Origin of the sequence: Candidatus Fukatsuia symbiotica (assembly GCF_003122425.1) — a bacterium.
In the GTDB taxonomy this organism is placed as follows: domain Bacteria; phylum Pseudomonadota; class Gammaproteobacteria; order Enterobacterales; family Enterobacteriaceae; genus Fukatsuia; species Fukatsuia symbiotica.
Map to the genome: position 1 here is coordinate 2,447,253 of NZ_CP021659.1, position 18,702 is coordinate 2,465,954.

An 18,702-nucleotide genomic window follows, 5' to 3' on the forward strand; every position below is an offset into this window, starting at 1 on the left:
TCGTTTATTACAGTAAATCCCCTTTTTCAAATCCATTTTTCAATTGGTTAAATTCAACGCCACAGAGTCTTGCACGTGTTATATTATCAAACATTATCTCTATGTCATTACCAATGGCTTGACTTATTTTAGACAATGAATAACTTGCTATAATGACAATCAATAACGGGGGGAACTCCGCTGAAGATTGCATAATATTCTCAGCAGCTATGCCCCAAGCAAGGCTTGCTCCATCAAAGGTAGCTTTTGTTACGGCGAGACTACGTTGATGATGATTTTGGGCTTCGTGGTATTCATAAGCATCAAATAAAAGGCTAATAACACCCAGCCCCTGACCTGTTTTTGTTGCAATATCATTAAACCATTTATTTTTTTCAGAATTGGCAGCTTGATAAAGAACATTCCACAAAGTATTGATGGGAGTTTTGCATTTTTCATAAAGCCAGCTGGTATTAATAGCACTTTCTAATAGTCTATCCCCTCCGTCAATAACAGTGGATGGAAGACTCATTACATTGATAAAATCTGACAACAAAGATACCCAAGAATGCACTTTTTTGTTTACGGGTATTTCTTCTTCCTTTTTTTCCAGATCTGACGTAGAAGTAAAATCGATAAAAAAATGCCATAAAGAAGAAAAGGAATCAGATGTACCTCCTATACCACCTGCTCCGCCCATACTTCCCACTGATCGTGCGATGGGCCGTTTTTTTCTTTTCAATACACGGTTAGTTTCAACGAGCTGTAAATTTTTATTCAAATATAACATCATGCGTGCAAAAGAAAGATCTTTAGCACTGACGTCGATTGTATTATGACGCGTAGTATTCAGTTGGCTAATTATATAGTTTTCATCTATCGTCTTGTATTTTATACTCGCTAATAATAGCCGCCATTCATTCATGGCTAATTTCTTGTGTTTTCCCTGTGAAGCGTGCAAATTCGCACGCCTCCATGCTTGTCTCTTAGTATATTGGGCAGTGTCTGCAAAGCTCAAAGACAATTTATTTTTATTCCAAGCGAATTGCAGTAACCTATGTATATAGTCAATGTTAAAATTACTTTTTTCGAATACTGTCTCAACATTTCCTATTAAACTACGTTCAGGATCATACAGAGAATAAGTATAAAGTTTAGGTAATGAACGCGGGGCGTTATCTGCATTTTCCAAATCATTAACGAGATCGCTAAAGTTAGCATTGAGATTTGTTACCTTGTTTGCAACCTGTGCAAGTTGAGTTGAATCGTCGGCATCAATCTCCATCCCAGGTAATAAAGCCTCCTCAATACTGCCTAAAAAAATGGCCTGAATGGTGGTTTTGCTCTTCATTCCTCGGCGTATACGCTTAGCGTTATCCTTTTCACTCAGACTTAAATTGAAAAAAGTAAAACGCTTGTGACACACTCGCCATTGAAGACGCCTAAAGGCGCGATCAAGCTCGTTGGGTGTTGTAAAGAGCGCGTTAATAAGATGATTGAACTGCTTTTCTCCACAAGCAAAATCAAGAGATGCAAACCAATCCACGTAAGTATTGACCTCCAAACTGCGTTCTAATACCTGCATAAGTGTTTTAATTCTGGCAAGGTGAGGATCACTGATAATCAGCTCATGAATAGATTCACACATAGCCGCCACTAATACTATGCTCTCAGCGGCCATAACAACAACACCATTCTTTAGATCCTGTGAGATCCTTTCAGCCATTGTTTGCTCTATCCATCCATCTAATTTAGCAGGATTATTCTTCCAAGGTGGCAATCTCCCAGGGTTAACAAGTGGGGTTTCTATTACCGAACCCAATCCGAAGGCAGCTTTATTCGATTCAGAGATAACCCTATTACGTGTTAATACACTTGTACCCAGTCTCGGTATTGTGTATGTGTAGGCGCCTTGCGGCTTATCTCCTGAGAAGGTCGCGATCACTTCACTGTCGTTTTCTGTCACAATACGCCAATCGATCTCTCTTTTTACCCCTGTGCTTATGCCATTTACAAACAGGCTTCCTTTCCATTGGCGACCCATCATATCGACCATAAATAAGCTTTCTTGTGCAACAATGCGTTTGATGTTTATCTTGGGTTTACTGTTTTCGCAAGCATGAAAAAGCCTTCAATGGAGAGTGTTTTATTTCCCACACCGGCAATGGGTCCCGTTCTTCTAGGTTGGCAAGCAATTAAGGTCATTTGTTCTACATGAAAATTATTTTTTAATAGGATCTGCTGTGTTAACTGTAAAAAATTAATGGCATCAATAATAGCTATGGGGTAGCCGTTTCCCACCCAAATAAGGCACTTTTCCTGCTGCGAATCAATCTGTGTACCTACAGATTGAGGTATTAACCGTTTTGTTTCTTCATCGTAACGATACCATTCACTTATATCGCTATTGTTGTTATATAAAAATTTGGCTGTTTTTTCACTTATCACATCATCTTTGAGTTGTATTATGCATTGACCTACATATTGAGGACTATTAATAAACGGCTTAAGGTATCTTTGAGCACCCATCAGATGAGATTGAGTGGCTTCTTCAGTCAAAAAAGTTGCAGAGTTAAAGGAGGGAGTCACTTTTTTTTGAAAGGAGTAAAAATCGATAGTTTGTGTTTCCACACTTTCACTATTTAACAGTTCTTTTAGTAACTGAGAATAGACACAATCATAAGCAGGAGTACCTAATAATTCGGGAATGGCTTGTTCATATTGACTCAAAATATCCCAGTGATAATGTATGAGTGCCTTGGCATTGACCTTTAAATTCTTTCTTGCAAATGCTTCTTGGGTGCTAGTAATCGCATTTCTTAGTGAATTAGGCACCGATAGTTGTATCGCGTGGATCCCGTGCTGTAAAATTATTCGATATGTCTCAATCCAATTATTTAATAATTTGCTAATAAATTGATTATTTTCTCCTTCTTTAACTGACGCTATTAGCATCTTCACATTGCCATCAGCATATGATGATTGGAAATAGGGATCTACTTTAATTTCATCAAGTCCCATAAATAGAGGGATCTTCCTTTGTTTTGCTTCTATGATTATATTTTTTATTGAACTCTCTATTTGAGGATCGATCTTATCGAGTTGATAAGATTTCACTAGAGCTTCTGTGCGCCCTGGCATTTGTCCATCGTTGCCAAGCTCATCAAGAATAATCCTTGAAATAATAGTTTGGCTCAGCGTGCCGTTAGGATCATCTGGCGTTTTATCGATTAAATCCACAAATAGGTTTTCATTAATGGCAGGCAGTAAATCAGTACCTAAATAAATGCCACCCTCACTGATTAAAACGTTTAACGCAAATATGCCACTAGCGGCAGATAGATTTCCTCGTAATTCATTTAAATAATTTGACTGAAAATTACCATCAGGATTTTTATATATTAACTCAATATTATTTTCTGGGTTGGCTGCTTTGAGATAATCACGCATTTTTGTGAATATTGCTCTATTCTTTGTGCGCTCTTTCTCCAAATTTTCACGTTCTTCTAAACCATTTTTTATACAAAAATCTATTACACATTGATCAAAGCATACATCACCTTTTTCTTTTTCGTTCAAGAAATAACGATAGAATTTTTCTTGCCAATAAAAGAATCTTTGCGAGAAAGAATTGTATTTCTGTCGAATAAAAGTACGTTTTATAACTTCAATCTCTTCTGGGTATGTCATTTCAATGATATCAAAATTAAGATGCCCTTCTCTAAGTTCAATACTAACATCAATAAGAGTAGTGATGGTTTTATTAAATTCTGTATTTAATGGGTTATTATAAAAATACTCATCGAAAAACTCAATTTCATTTTTTTCTTGATTAGTTTCATTCGTATAGTATGTGTTTCCTTTGCTTTTAAATTTTAAGAAAATCTTTATCGTTTCTTGAAAATTATTAAAGTTTCTAGGTAAAAAATACATTAATGTTTCTTTTGCAGCCTTTTCTTGTATACATGTAACAAGTTTTTGCACGAGAAGGCTATCGTCATCTGTCCAGATCTTTACCAAGTAGTCTGGATTATTTTTCAACCAAAGATTAATGTAATCCCGTTGAATATCTGTCATTGTACAGAGACAGATAAAATGTATTGTTTTAGGTACAGTTTCCATAATAGTATTTTTACGAGCTAAAAGTATTTGCGCTAAAAAAGGGTTATACCGTCTTTCCCCTTTGTTGTTATTAATCGCAACCCACTTGTCAAGATAAAACATCATTTTTAATAGCAGCGAAGTTTCATCTAATTGTGCTGGTTCGACTTTATTTGATGGCGTTGAGGAGGTAGTTAAATTTAAATATTGATTACGAGCTGTAATAAATTTGTAATAATTCTCTTTTTTATCATATTCAGATTTATCTATTTTTATATCGCCCAATTGTCGAGCGACATCTAAGTATTGTACGGTTTGTAATTCCATTATTTTCTATTCCATTTTTTCTGGTTTAAGTATGTTGTGATTTATTTAAGAGGCTGTGAAAACTCGTCATGAATAACGCTCATATAAGGAAAAAATTGGCGAAAAAACACAGTGATTTTTTGTATATAATGAAATAAATAAATAAATAAATAAATAAATAAATAAATAAATAAATAAATAAATAAATAAATATTTTACGCTGATTTTTGACGACGTATCAACAAAGGAGACAAATTTTAAAAAATTTAATTTAAAAATAACGGCGAAAAACGGTTTCCACTTTGACTGCATGTGTAAAAATGGATTTTGGGATGAACAAATCGTGATAGGTATATAAAAATATTTTAAAAGCACGCACACTTTTCAAAATACTACGCCAGTTTTATGCAAAATGCAAAAATGATTATCCGCTACGGTAGATCAAACATAGATTGAGGATCTGAATCCATTGACATCAGATAATCTCCTCATCTACTTTAAATACTGATCCTCAACCGAAGAAAAACGCATTATTTTTTAGGTAACTGGAGTTGTTTTTTTTGCCAAGCCAACAGCTCAAAGACACCAAAAATAAAAATCTTAGTCTGTTGCCATCCACTAATTGGCTGATCCTTGGGTTGGGTTGATCTCAATAGTGCTAGTTGTAATCCATGCATCAGCATCATAAATATCATGGCAACATCGATAAAGTATCTTAAAGGTTTAGGAAAAAAACGAAAAAGATTTAATAATAAAAATCCCCATGTTGTTAACATTAATAATCGACCGAAATTAATCCACATTTTCTTGCTCCAGTATCAAAAGATGACGAATATACAATCTATAAACAACCTGTCCGGCAGTTTTTTCCCGGTGTAATTGCCAATTGGTGGGAAAGTCTATGGCTATGTTTTCTACCTCTGTCTCAACATAAATCCATGCTTCATCAGCCAACCAATTTTTTTGCTCTAGTAGATGCGCGCTTGCAGCCAGCAAACCACGACGAAAAGGAGGATCCAAAAACACCAAATCGTAGGGTTGGCCGAGTTGTGTTAACCAGTTCAGTGTATCAGTGTGGATCACCTGCCCATTTTCTGCTTTTAATAAATCCAAATTACTTATCAATTGACGCACGACATGCTGTTCTGACTCCAGTAGGGTTGCTGCTGCCGCATAACGGGATAGGGCCTCCAGTCCCAATACACCACTGCCAGCGAAGCAATCTAGACAACGACACCCTTGAATCATAGGAGCAAGCCAGTTGAAGAGGGTTTCTCTCACTCTATCCGTCGTGGGACGCAGCCCCTGGCCAGCAAGTACTGGCAGTCTACGGCCACGCCATTTGCCACCAATGATACGAACTTTCCCCGAGGAGGTAGATTGTAATTTTTTTGCCATTTTACGTGGAGAGATAAGAAAGTTGGCCGCCATTCTACCGATGACTGTACTGTGTAAGGAAGGCTTAAATAACACTTCTTACAAAACAATTGACTCACCCTAGTTGCTGTGGCATGGAAAATGGTAGACTGACTAGGCACCACGTAACGCAGAATTTGCAGCACGTAGTAGATTTTGCAAGAAGTCTAACTTTATATCAGCCATGATCCGAACACTAGGAGTGCAACTGCCAATGGCAAAAGAAAAAAAACCTGGGCTTTTTTCGTGGCTAGGTCTTGGCCGTCACAGTGAACAGCAAACAACAGAACAACCTCAAGAGCCTGCTGTTGACATGGTGCTCCCGACGCAAAGTGATGAAAAAACGGGTAGCGACATCGATAAAGAACTGAAGCAATCCGTTGACGTTCATATTGAGCCAATAACGCAACAAGAGCAGAAACGGCCAAACAAAGAAAGTTTCTTTGCTCGTCTAAAACGTAGTCTATTGAAAACCAAAGAAAATATTGGTTCCAGTTTCATTGGCTTTTTTCGCGGTAGAAAAATTGATGATGATTTGTTTGAGCAGCTAGAAGAAAAACTGCTGATTGCCGATGTAGGTGTAGACACCACACGTAAGATCATCATTTCACTGACTGCTCATGCCGATCGTAAGCAGTTAAAAGACGCCGAGACGCTATACATTAAGCTGAAAGAGGAAATGTCTGAAATTCTTGCTAGAGTTGATAAACCACTGGATATAACGGGCAAGGCTCCGTACGTTATTTTAATGGTTGGAGTTAACGGTGTTGGCAAAACGACCACCATAGGTAAATTGGCACACGAGTTTCAGTCGCAAGGCAAATCAGTCATGCTGGCTGCAGGTGATACTTTTCGCGCTGCTGCTGTTGAACAATTGCAGATATGGGGTGAACGTAATAAGGTTGCCGTCGTGGCACAACATACCGGTGCTGACTCTGCTTCAGTCATTTTCGACGCATTTCAGGCAGCTAAAGCACGTAGTATTGATGTGTTGCTAGCAGATACTGCGGGACGTTTGCAAAATAAAGCCCATTTGATGGAAGAGCTGAAAAAAATAGTCAAGGTAATGAAAAAGCTGGACGCTGATGCTCCCCACGAAATTATGCTGACGTTGGATGCTAGCACCGGACAAAATGCGATCAGCCAGGCAAAACTATTTAATGAAGCCGTAGGTTTAACCGGAATTAGCTTGACCAAACTCGATGGCAGTGCGAAAGGCGGGGTAATTTTTGCCATCGCGGATCAGTTCGGCATACCTATTCGTTATATTGGTGTTGGTGAAGGCGTCGAAGACTTACGGCCATTCAAGGCTGACGATTTTATTGAGGCTCTTTTTGCTCAAGAGGATTAATACCCATGATTCGTTTTGAACAGGTCAGTAAAGCGTACCTCGGAGGGCGACAGGCACTGCAAGGAGTAGATTTTCACCTACAGCGGGCGAAAATGACATTTTTGACCGGTCATTCTGGTGCCGGTAAAAGTACCTTGTTGAAGCTCATTTGTGGTATCGAACGACCCAATGCCGGTCACATCTGGTTTGATGGTCACGATATTAGTCGCCTGAAAAACCATGAAGTACCTTTCCTACGCCGTCAAATCGGAATGATTTTTCAAGATCATCATTTGTTACTGGATCAGACGGTGTATGACAATGTGGCTATGCCACTGATTATTGTCGGTGCCAGCATCGAAGATATCCGTCGGCGGGTGTCCGCTGCCCTGGATAAAGTGGATTTGTTGGATAAAGCCAAAAATTTTCCTATCCAGCTTTCTGGTGGTGAACAACAACGGGTGGGTATTGCTCGTGCCGTGGTGAACAAACCCGCGGTGTTATTGGCGGATGAACCAACAGGTAACCTGGATGACAGCCTGTCACAAGGGATCATTCGGCTGTTCGAAGAATTCAACCGTGTGGGCGTTACTGTATTGGTCGCCACTCATGATACTTCATTGATCGCCCGGCGAAAATATCCAGTTCTGACATTAAGTCAAGGGCGAATGTCAGGAGCGCATCATGACGAATAATGCGAAAATAAAGGCGCTACGAGGAGGCTGGCATGTTCAGTGGCGATATGCCTGGAAAAATGCATTAACGGATATGTTGCGCCAACCACTGGCAACGTTACTGACGGTAATGGTGATTACCATTTCGCTTACTTTGCCAAGTGTGTGTTATATCGTCTGGAAAAATATTCATCAGGCTGCCACCCAATGGTATCCCATGCCCCAGCTTACCGTTTATTTAGATAAAACACTCAATGATGCTGCTGCCGAAAAGGTGATCACTGTACTAAAAGCCGAGCCTGGAGTTGAAAAAGTGAATTATCTGTCACGAGAAGAAACAGTCAGCGAATTTCGTAACTGGTCTGGTTTTGGCGGGGCGTTGGATATGTTGGAAGAAAATCCATTGCCTGCAGTCGCGATAATCACACCGAAACTGAATTTTCAGAGTTCAGAAATGTTACATACTCTGCGCGAACGAGTAAGTAAAGTGATAGGTGTAGCAGAAGTTCGTATGGATGATAGCTGGTTTGCTCGCTTAACCGCACTAACTGGGCTAATCGGTCAAATAGTTGCAATAGTGGGTGTATTGATGGTGGTTGCGGTATTTTTGGTGATCGGTAACAGTGTGCGTTTAAGTATTTTCAGCCGTCGTGACACGATCAATGTGATGAAACTAATTGGTGCCACTGATGGATTTATTTTACGACCCTTCCTCAATGGCGGTGTTATATTGGGCCTGGGCGGTGCAACATTATCGTTAGTTTTATCTAGCGCGCTAGTATGGAAACTAGGCGGGGTGGTGACACAGGTGGCCAGTGTCTTTGGAACGGCTTTTAGTTTACAGGGGCTTAGCTGGGATGAAAGTCTATTATTACTGCTTATTTCTGCCATGATCGGTTGGCTGGCCGCCTGGTTAGCGACAATAGAACATTTGCGTCGATTTACACCACAGTAAATAACCATGAAATATATAGGATTTTCCTCGTTTGAACATCATTATAACGATTATTTTTTGGCATCCGCCAACTGAGCGCGCAGCCGTGCCAAATGAGACAGCCCTTTGCTGATCCTTTCTTCTGGAGTCACCACTTTTCGCTCTGATTCCCAGTCAAGATCGTCCTGCGGTAACTCCAGCAGGAAACGACTGGGTTCAGAGAGTATCGGCTCGCCATATTGACGCCGCTCCTTGCATAAGGTGAAAAATAGCTCTCGCTGCGCCCGGGTAATACCCACGTAGGCCAAACGCCGTTCTTCATCCACATTGCCTCCATCAATACTATTTTGATGCGGCAGTAACCCCTCTTCCATCCCGACTAAAAACACATAAGGAAATTCCAGCCCTTTAGACGCATGTAGAGTCATCAATTGCACCTGATCATCTTCTTCGTTACTGTCGTTCTTTTCCATCATGTCACGTAAAGTAAAACGTGTGACTACCTGTGCTAGCGTCATTGCCTCATGCAGATCAGAACCTGCCAACATTTCGCTCATCCACCCAAACAACAGATTGATATTTTTTATGCGCATTTCTGCGGCGAGTGGGCTAGGAGAGGTCGCACACAGCCAGTTTTCATAGTCGATACCATTGCGCAAAAACCGTACTGCTGCATTCGGATCTCGCTCCACCAGCGGTATAATCCCGGCCATCCATTGAGTAAAGTGTTGTAGTGATTCCAGACCACGACCGCTAAGATGCTGAGTTAACCCCAGATCACAGCTAGCATAAAACAGACTTTTGTTACGTAAACTCGCCCACTCGCCTAATTTTTGGACAGTTACTGAACCGATCTCACGTTTAGGCGTATTCACGATGCGTAAAAATGCACTGTCGTCTTCAGGATTGGTCAACACTCGTAGATAAGCAAGAATATCTTTAATTTCAGGTCGAGAAAAAAAAGAATCACCGCCAGAAATTCGACAAGGGATACGATTTTGTATTAGCGCTTTTTCCAGCAACCGTGATTGGTGATTCCCTCGATACAAAATAGCGTAATCGCGATAACGTGTTTTGTTGACAAAGTGATGTGTGATTAGCTCACCCACCACCCGTTCAGCTTCATTATTTTCGTTATTGGCGGTAATAACTTTTAATACCTCACCATAAGCCAGTGCAGAAAAAAGCTGTTTTTCAAAAATATGGGGATTATTGGCGATCAGGATATTAGCAACGTTAAGAATTCGTCCCGAAGAGCGATAATTCTGCTCCAGTTTGATCACTTGCAACTGTGGAAAATCTTCATTCAGCCGTTGCATATTTTGCGGTCTAGCACCCCGCCAAGAATAAATTGATTGATCATCATCACCCACCACAGTAAAACACGCGCGATTGCCGGCCAACAATTTAACCATTTGATATTGGCTGCTATTGGTATCCTGATATTCATCCACCAGCAGATAACGCAATCGATTTTGCCAACGTTCACGTACTTCCTGATTATTTTTCAATAATAAAGTAGGTAACGAAATTAAATCGTCAAAATCCAACACATTACAGGCTTTAAGATGCGCATCGTACAAGGAATAACAATCGGCAAACAGCTTATCCTGTGGGCAACGAGCCTGAGCTACCGCCGTGAGGGGATCCTGCAATTCATTTTTCCAATCAGAAATACGCGTGATAAGTTGTTGTAGTTGCGTTTTGTCTTCTGCAACCCATTGTTGGGTAAGCTCTTTTAGCAATGCCATCTGATCGTGAGCATCAAACAGTGAAAAATTCGCTTTTATTCCCAACGCTACGTATTCTCGCCTAATAATTTCCAGCCCTAATGTATGGAAGGTTGAGATGATTAAGCCACGTGTTTCTTTTTTCCCTAGGGTCTGCGCGATCCGTTCTTTCATTTCACGCGCCGCTTTATTGGTGAAAGTCACCGCAGCAATATGGCGCTGCTGATAACCGCAATGACGGATTAAGTAAGCGATTTTATTGATAATCACTCGGGTTTTTCCTGAGCCGGCACCGGCAAGTACCAGGCAAGGTCCTGTGACAAATTCGACCGCTTGTTGCTGTCTAGGGTTTAGCTCCCGAGGATTTGATTGCATGGTATTCAGTGACTCAATAGATAAAAAGGTAGGTCAATTTGCTACAGCGATACGTTTCATGTCCTTCATATAACCACGTAGTTCACGACCAATCAGCTCAATCGGATGATGACGGATAGCATCATTGATATCCCGTAATTGTGCATTATCGACGGCAGTATTCACTACTCTGCTACCCAGATCACCGCTTTGCAGCGAGGGCATGAATTTCTCCTTCAGTAAAGTGATGGCGGCATTGGCAAATAGATAATTACCATATTCAGCTGTATCAGAAATTATCACGTTCATTTCATACAGGCGCTTACGGGCAATGGTGTTAGCAATTAATGGCAGTTCATGCAGTGATTCATAATAAGCCGACTCAGCAATAATACCAGTGCTGACCATGGTTTCAAATGCTAGTTCAACCCCCGCTTTCACCATTGCAATCATCAATACACCCTGATCAAAATACTCTTGTTCCGCGATTTTTTCCTGGTATTCAGGGGCGTTCTCGAAAGCCGTTTTACCGGTATCAGCACGCCATTGTAACAATTTTTCGTCGTTTGCAGCCCAATCAGCCATCATGTCACTAGCAAACTCGCCTGAAATAATGTCATCCATATGTTTACGGAATAATGGCGCCATAATATCTTTTAACTGTTTGGCTAAAGCAAATGCCCTCAATTTTGCCGGATTCGACAAACGATCCATCATCAGCGTGATACCGCCTTGTTTCAGCGCTTCAGTAATGGTTTCCCAACCAAATTGAATCAATTTTCTCGCGTAAGCATCACTGCTACCTTCAGCAACCAATTTTTCGAAACACAACAGAGAGCCGGCCTGCAACATACCACACAAAATGGTTTGTTCACCCATCAGATCCGATTTCACTTCCGCAACAAAAGAGGATTCCAGCACACCCGCACGATGTCCCCCCGTTGCCACAGCCCAAGCTTTAGCTATCAATATGCCATCGCCTTTGGGATCATTTTCAGGATGCACCGCAATCAAGGTTGGCACACCAAAACCGCGTTTGTATTCTTCGCGCACTTCGCTACCAGGGCATTTCGGGGCCACCATGACAACAGTGATATCTTGACGCACCTGCTCACCCATTTCCACGATATTAAAACCATGAGCATAGCCCAGTGTTGCACCCTGTTTCATCAGTGGTTGCACCGCCTGTACGACTGAGGAATGTTGTTTATCTGGCGTTAAATTAATCACCAAATCCGCCTGTGGGACTAATTCTTGATAACTACCTACTGTAAAACCATTTTCGGTAGCGTTACGCCATGAGAGGCGCTGTTCTGTGATCGCTTCTTCACGCAGGGCATAAGTGACCACTAAACCGGAATCCCTCATATTTAACCCCTGGTTAAGTCCTTGTGCGCCACAGCCAATTATCACTATTTTTTTTCCTTTGAGATAATTCGCTTCATCGGCAAATTCGTCGCGCTTCATAAAACGACATTTACCTAATTGCGACAGTTTTTGATTCAAAGTCAAGGTATTAAAATAGTTAGTCATAATCTTCCTTTTTTGTATAAGTTCTAATTGGATGTTTTCTTTCTTATTCGTTTGGATACCGTCGCTAACTTAGCTGTTGACTGGGCTGCTGATTTGGACGCTGGCAGGGCAGAGCTACGTTTTGATGAAGTCTTGTTACGCAGAGACTTCGTATCATTTTTTTTGGCTTTTTTTCGTGCAGTTTTACCTGAACCACGCGGTTTACATGCGCCTGGAACTAAGAAAAAATCGATTTTTCTTTCATCCATATGCACCGCCGCTACAAGGATCTTCACTGTATCGCCCAGACGATACACCATACCGGATGATTCACCAATCAAGCGCTGACCAATATTATCATAACGATAATAATCATTATCCAAGCTAGAAACATGTACCAGACCGTCGATAAAAAGATCATCCAGGCGTACGAAGAAACCAAATCCAGTGACATTAGCGATAATACCTGTAAATTCTTTATTGACTTGATCACGCATAAAATCGCATTTCAACCAGTCAGCAACATTACGCGTGGCCTCATCAGCGCGACGCTCAGTCATTGAGCAACGTACGCCCAATTGTAACATCTCTTGGTGATCACTGTGCCAACCACCAGTTGGTGTACAGTATTCTTTGTGCGGAGCAAGTACTTCGGCCAATTGACACTTGATTGCTCGATGCATAATCAGATCAGGATAACGGCGGATGGGGGAAGTGAAATGCCCATATGAATCCAACGCCAATCCGAAATGCCCACGATTTTCTGGATCATAAACCGCTTGTTTCATCGAACGCAGTAACATGGTTTGCAACATCTGGTGATCAGGACGATGAGAAATTTCGTTCATCAATGAGGCGTAATCTTTTGGTTGCGGCTCTGAGCCACCCGCCAGGGTTAAACCTAATTCGTTCAATACACTGCATAATGCGGCAATATGATCATCGCTCGGACGATCATGCACACGAAATAGCGCCGGTTCCTTGTGTTTTTCTACAAAACGGGCGGCGGCAATATTTGCCAGAATCATACACTCTTCAATCAATTTATGAGCATCATTGCGCACGAGCGGCTCAATACGTTCAATACGCCGTTCTTCGTTAAAGACAAACCGGGCTTCTTCCGTTTCAAAAGCGATACCGCCCCGTCTAACCCGCGCTCTATCCAGCGCCTTGTACATCTTGTGCAATTCTGTCAGATGGGGGACGAATGGCTGATATTGGTCACGCAAAGATTGCTCACCATCGATAATTTTCCACACTTTGGTATAGGTCAAACGCGCATGAGAATTCATGACCGCTTCATAAAATTTATATGTGGAGAGTTCGCCTGCTGAAGAAATGGTCATTTCACAAACCATACAGAGACGATCTACCTGTGGATTAAGCGAACATAAACCGTTGGATAACACTTCCGGTAGCATTGGAATCACTTCTGACGGGAAGTAAACAGAGTTACCACGGCTACGTGCTTCATCGTCCAGTGCTGTTTGCGGGCGTACATAATAACTTACATCCGCAATCGCGACCCATAAACGCCAACCACCCCTGTTTTTTTTATCATCATCTTGTTGGCAATAAACAGCGTCATCAAAATCACGGGCATCCTCACCATCTATGGTGAGCAAAGGTAAATCGCGTAAATCAACTCGCCCTTTTTTTGCGGCTTCTGGCACTTGGTCTTGCAGTGATTCAATCTGTTTTTCTACCTGCATTGGCCATACATGAGGGATTTCATGGGTACGCAAAGCAATATCTATCGCCATGCTGGCGCCCATATTTTCTCCTAACACTTCAACGATTTTACCCACAGCTTTAGTCCGCGGAGTTGGGCGATCGATCAGTTCGGCTACCACGATAGAGCCTGCACAGGCGTTACAAACATCATCAGGAGGGATGATAATATCAAAACTAAGACGGCTGTCATCGGGGACAACAAAACCAAGACGGGTACTGGCATCGGTAAAATAGCGCCCAACAATCTGGCTGGTTTTGGGTACTAATACCCTGACAATACGTGCTTCACGGCGTCCTCTGCGATCAAGCCCCAAAGACTGAGCCAATACTTCATCACCATGAATCGCTTTTTTCATTTGTTCTACAGAGAGATACAGATCATCTTTACGGCCTTCGAGCCGTAAAAAACCATAGCGATCGCGATGACCGATGACAGTACCACGCAGTAAATCCAAGCGTTCCGGTAAGGCATAACATTGACGACGGGTAAACACCAGTTGACCATCACGCTCCATAGCTCGCAAGCGGCGACGAAGCGCTTCTAGAGGTTCCTCACCAGACAAATTGAATTCTTTAGCTATCTCCTCGCGGCTAGCGGGCGCTTCGCGGCTTGCCAGATGGGTCAAAATAAATTCTCGGCTTGGGATAGGAGAACCATATTTTGCTATTTCTCGTTCCAGGAATGGATCTTGTGACATTACAGTATCTCCGTTGTCATCAGCAAAGAGGTCTATTATTTCACCCTGGCCGCCATTAGACTTCTAGCATACCTACCCTGTGGTGTGAATTCGGTTTTGCAGGAAGTCTATTAAGTTAGCGTTAGTACTCCAGTAGCAAAAAAATTTTAACACAAGTTGGCTTGAAAGCTGTGCCTTATATCTGGTAGGTATTTTTGTTATACTGATTCAGCAGAAGAGTACAAAGTAGACAACCACTAAAAAAGAGGATGCCCATTATGAGTGCCACTAAACTAGTGAAAACCAAATCTTTTAAGCTCCGCCCTACCAGTAATGACATTGATAAATCGGTAAAAGTTGTCGTTATTCAAGAATTAAATCGGATAGTCATCCAATTAACCGACCTGGCGTTAATCACTAAACAAGCTCATTGGAACATGCGTGGCACAAATTTTATTGCTGTCCATACCATGCTCGATGATATCCACAGCTGTATTACTGAGCACGCAGATACCTGCGCTGAACGGGCTGTTCAACTCGGGGGGCGGGTGTTAGCTACAGTGCGATCCATTAATGATAATACCTTGCTTGAATCTTACCCGACCGATATTTATGCGGTACAAGATCATCTGACTGCGCTTGCTGGATGTTATTCAGTGATAGCAAATAGTATACGCAAAAGAATTATTGACATTAAAGATGAAGGCAGTGCTGATATACTTACCGCTGCGTCCAGAGATTTGGACAAATTTTTGTGGCTTATTGAAGCCAACATTGATAAACAATAAGCCTGTTGCAAAATCTATCCGGTGCCACTGATTCCACATTGCGAGGTGCTCGCAATCCTCATGTACTCGTTGTACACTCCGGTTGCTACGCACCCTGCCCCTTGATTGCATACAACGAACTTCGGTTTTTTAAGAAGTCGACAAGATTGTTCGAAATCGTCATGGACGACGCTCAGACAAGGAAAAAATGGGCGAGAGTGCTGCGTTGCCGGGCGATCGAAACACAGCGTACAATATTAGACTTCTTGCAAAACCGTCGTACACCACGCAACAGGTTATGTAAGAGGTCTATTTTAGCGGCAGGTCATGTCGTGTTAGTCTAAAACGGATATTTTCTACCCAAAACAAAGGAATTTCCCCGTATGACATCACTTATAAAAATTTTGTTAGTCACAACATTAACGTTGGCCTTTGCCGTCAATACATCCTCCGCGCAAGAAAAATTGGTTGTAGCGACTGATACTGCTTTCTTTCCCTTCGAATTTAAACAGGGGAGCACATACGTTGGTTTTGATATTGACCTTTGGCAGGCTATTGCCGAAGAATTGAAATTGGACTACCAACTGAAACCCATGGATTTCAGTGGCATCATTCCTGCGTTACAAACTAAAAACGTCGATTTAGCCTTAGCAGGCATCACTATTACTGATGATCGTAAAAAAGCCATAGATTTTTCGGATGGTTATTACGACAGTGGTTTGCTGATTATGGTGAAAAAAGACAATGACGACATCAAAAGTGAAGCGGACTTGCAAGGGAAAATCGTCGCGGTGAAAAGCGGTACGAGTTCAGTAGACTACGCTAAAGCCAACGTTAAAAGTAAAATTTTGCGTCAATTCCCCAATATCGATAATGCCTATCTAGAATTAGCGACCGGTAATGCTAACGCTGTATTACACGATGCGCCCAATATTCTGTACTTCATCAAAACGGCCGGTAATGGTCAGTTTAAGACAGTTGGCACACCCATTAAGGCACAGCAATATGGTGTGGCTTTTCCATCAGGTAGTGAATTACGAGAAAAAGTTAACGATGCACTAAAAACTCTGCGTGCAAAAGGTACTTATTCTGCTATCTATAAAAAATGGTTTGGTGTCGAGCCTAACTAATTTATTTTTAGTATGTTAGATCAGGAGGATATCCATGTTGTTTGAATGGAACGCTATTTGGCCAGCCATCCCAATTCTACTCGAAGGTGCCAAGTTAACCTTGTGGATCTCGGTCCTCGGGTTACTTGGTGGTTTGATTATCGGCGTTATTGCGGGTTTTGCCCGTGCTTATGGTGACAAAGTCAGCAGTTATATCGCACTGGTATTTGTTGAGCTGATCCGTGGTACACCCATTGTCGTACAGGTGATGTTTATTTATTTTGCGCTACCGATGATGATGCCGATGCGCATCGATCCTTTCACTGCGGCGGTAGTCACAATTATGATTAATTCCGGTGCTTATATCGCCGAGATCACTCGTGGCGCAGTGCTATCGATTCACAAGGGTTTTCGCGAAGCGGGCCTCGCGTTAGGTTTATCTAAACGTGATACGCTACGCTATGTCATCGCGCCTTTGGCGCTACGGCGTATGCTACCTCCCTTAGGTAATCAATGGATTGTGAGCATCAAAGATACGTCATTGTTCATCGTTATTGGCGTTGCTGAGCTCACCCGCCAGGGACAGGAAATTATTGCCGGTAACTTCCGCGCTATGGAAATATGGTCCGCAGTCGCGGTGATTTATCTGATTATCACGCTAGCACTGAGTTTTGTCCTGCGTAGGTTAGAAAAAAAGCTGAAAATAATATGATTGAATTCAAAAACGTCTCTAAACATTTTGGAAAAACCCAAGTACTCCACAATATTAATTTAAATATCACCAAAGGAGAAGTGGTGGTGATTATCGGCCCTTCGGGCTCAGGAAAATCGACATTATTACGTTGTATCAACAAGTTAGAAGTAATTACTAGCGGGCAACTAATAGTCGATGGCTTAGACGTTAACGATCCTGCTGTTGAGGAACGTTTGATCCGCCAAGAAGCGGGTATGGTTTTCCAACAATTTTATCTCTTCCCCCATTTGACAGCACTGGAAAATGTCGCTTTCGGTCCGATCCGCGTCCGTGGCATTAAAAAAACCGATGCAGAAAAACTTTCTCTTGCACTGTTGGCAAAAGTGGGGCTATCAGAACGTGCGCATCATTACCCCTCAGAGCTTTCTGGAGGACAGCAGCAACGTGTCGCTATTGCTCGTGCACTCGCGGTAAAACCACAACTCATGTTGTTTGACGAACCGACTTCTGCACTTGATCCAGAGTTACGCCATGAAGTCTTAACGGTGATGAAAGATTTGGCGGAAGAAGGCATGACAATGGTAATCGTGACCCATGAGGTAGGCTTTGCTCATAAAGTTGCGTCACGCTTACTCTTTATTGACAAAGGACGGATTGTACAAGATGGCAAGCCTGATCGTCTTATCTCTAATCCACCCAGTAACAGATTACGTGAATTCTTGCAACACGTTAGCTAAGCGCATGTTTTGTGGGTACCTATACTTGGGCTACGGTGCCCCTTGTTTCGTTATCTAAAACGAGTACAATCCGTGCTATTTTTATTAAAAACTGAGCTGTCAATATGCTAAAAAAAGTGCTTATTATCTTATTTGCTATCATGGCGTTGAGTTCTTTTAGCGGCGTATTCTTAGCAGGATTAAATATTTATACCCGTTCGGTCGGGTGAGTAAACCTGTTTATACGCTGTAGCCAAAAGGTACTGGGGGTAGGCAGAGAAGCTGGGCATATTCTCTCGTGATCAAACAATCCCTCCGCATCACAATAGGCGCATCTAACCCGACATACGAGCTATACGGAACATGGTAAACCTGAGAGCATCCATCATGGATAATATTAAAGTGGTTGATCTAGATTAGCAGAATCTGTTTTTCAAGTCTGTGCCTGGCTAGATAATGTTCTGTTGCCTGGAATCGTAAACTCTCACACAGTAAGGAGCACCTGACTATCTGAAGGGCAACGCGCCGATATGAAAGTCTTTGCGGCGCTATGGGCGAGAGGGAACTGGAAACAGGTGAGTTATGCCATCGCCGATAAAGAGTATGATTTTTTCGATGTGAGAAAACTCATTTCAGTTTGATCATTTTTGCTGTTTGATTCATTTCTAA

Annotated in this window: 12 protein-coding genes and 2 pseudogenes; 7 read left to right on the forward strand and 7 right to left on the reverse strand. The window is 41.9% G+C overall.

All coding sequences use genetic code 11. The annotated features are described in order from the left end of the window. Positions 1–7: 7 nt before the first annotated feature. From CCS41_RS11875 to rsmD, 4 genes are all read right to left on the reverse strand, one after another. A complete protein-coding gene (locus tag CCS41_RS11875; protein WP_205411425.1) occupies positions 8–2,026 on the reverse strand; it encodes a hypothetical protein in 2,019 nt (672 codons plus the stop codon). A gap of 44 nt (positions 2,027–2,070) precedes the next feature. Then, complete coding sequence (locus tag CCS41_RS11880) at positions 2,071–4,407, reverse strand: TcdA/TcdB catalytic glycosyltransferase domain-containing protein (RefSeq protein WP_119797593.1); 2,337 nt, start codon at positions 4,405–4,407, stop codon at positions 2,071–2,073. A 509-nt stretch (positions 4,408–4,916) separates the two neighbouring features. Then, positions 4,917–5,189, reverse strand: coding sequence for a DUF1145 family protein (locus tag CCS41_RS11890; RefSeq protein ID WP_072550425.1), 273 nt, complete (start codon positions 5,187–5,189; stop codon positions 4,917–4,919). Further along, complete coding sequence (gene rsmD / locus CCS41_RS11895; RefSeq protein ID WP_083429612.1) at positions 5,179–5,784, reverse strand: 16S rRNA (guanine(966)-N(2))-methyltransferase; 606 nt, start codon at positions 5,782–5,784, stop codon at positions 5,179–5,181. The genes CCS41_RS11890 and rsmD overlap by 11 nt, the downstream gene beginning before the upstream one ends. A 415-nt stretch (positions 5,785–6,199) precedes the next feature. Here rsmD and ftsY point away from each other — a divergent pair. The 3 genes and pseudogenes from ftsY to ftsX form a co-directional block, all read left to right on the forward strand. Then, a pseudogene (ftsY, locus tag CCS41_RS11900) lies at positions 6,200–7,153 on the forward strand (signal recognition particle-docking protein FtsY); the annotation flags it as partial. Between the two features lie 5 nt (positions 7,154–7,158). Beyond that, positions 7,159–7,827, forward strand: a complete 669-nt coding sequence (gene ftsE, locus CCS41_RS11905) for a cell division ATP-binding protein FtsE (protein WP_072550422.1) — start codon at positions 7,159–7,161, stop codon at positions 7,825–7,827. Beyond that, complete coding sequence (gene ftsX, locus CCS41_RS11910) at positions 7,817–8,761, forward strand: permease-like cell division protein FtsX (protein WP_119797596.1); 945 nt, start codon at positions 7,817–7,819, stop codon at positions 8,759–8,761. The genes ftsE and ftsX overlap by 11 nt, the downstream gene beginning before the upstream one ends. A gap of 50 nt (positions 8,762–8,811) precedes the next feature. Here ftsX and rep read toward each other — a convergent pair whose 3' ends face one another. From rep to rnr, 3 genes and pseudogenes are all read right to left on the reverse strand, one after another. Further along, the gene (gene rep, locus CCS41_RS11915; protein WP_072550420.1) at positions 8,812–10,845 is read right to left on the reverse strand and encodes a DNA helicase Rep; all 2,034 of its coding nucleotides are present in this window, start codon (positions 10,843–10,845) and stop codon (positions 8,812–8,814) included. A gap of 33 nt (positions 10,846–10,878) precedes the next feature. Further along, positions 10,879–12,357, reverse strand: coding sequence for a ketol-acid reductoisomerase (gene ilvC / locus CCS41_RS11920; protein WP_072550419.1), 1,479 nt, complete (start codon positions 12,355–12,357; stop codon positions 10,879–10,881). 92 nt (positions 12,358–12,449) lie between these two features. Continuing rightward, positions 12,450–14,768, reverse strand: a pseudogene (gene rnr, locus CCS41_RS11925) (ribonuclease R); the annotation flags it as partial. A gap of 257 nt (positions 14,769–15,025) precedes the next feature. Between rnr and dps the strand changes: the two are divergent. The 4 genes from dps (at position 15,026) to glnQ (ending at position 18,054) form a co-directional block, all read left to right on the forward strand. Further along, a complete protein-coding gene (gene dps / locus CCS41_RS11930; RefSeq protein WP_072550417.1) occupies positions 15,026–15,535 on the forward strand; it encodes a DNA starvation/stationary phase protection protein Dps in 510 nt (169 codons plus the stop codon). A 362-nt stretch (positions 15,536–15,897) separates the two neighbouring features. Next, complete coding sequence (glnH, locus tag CCS41_RS11935; protein ID WP_072550416.1) at positions 15,898–16,644, forward strand: glutamine ABC transporter substrate-binding protein GlnH; 747 nt, start codon at positions 15,898–15,900, stop codon at positions 16,642–16,644. Positions 16,645–16,678: 34 nt separating this feature from the next. Next, entirely contained in the window at positions 16,679–17,335 is a 657-nt protein-coding gene (glnP, locus tag CCS41_RS11940) for a glutamine ABC transporter permease GlnP (protein WP_072550415.1), read from the forward strand. After that, complete coding sequence (glnQ, locus tag CCS41_RS11945) at positions 17,332–18,054, forward strand: glutamine ABC transporter ATP-binding protein GlnQ (RefSeq protein WP_072550414.1); 723 nt, start codon at positions 17,332–17,334, stop codon at positions 18,052–18,054. The genes glnP and glnQ overlap by 4 nt, the downstream gene beginning before the upstream one ends. Positions 18,055–18,702 lie beyond the last annotated feature (648 nt).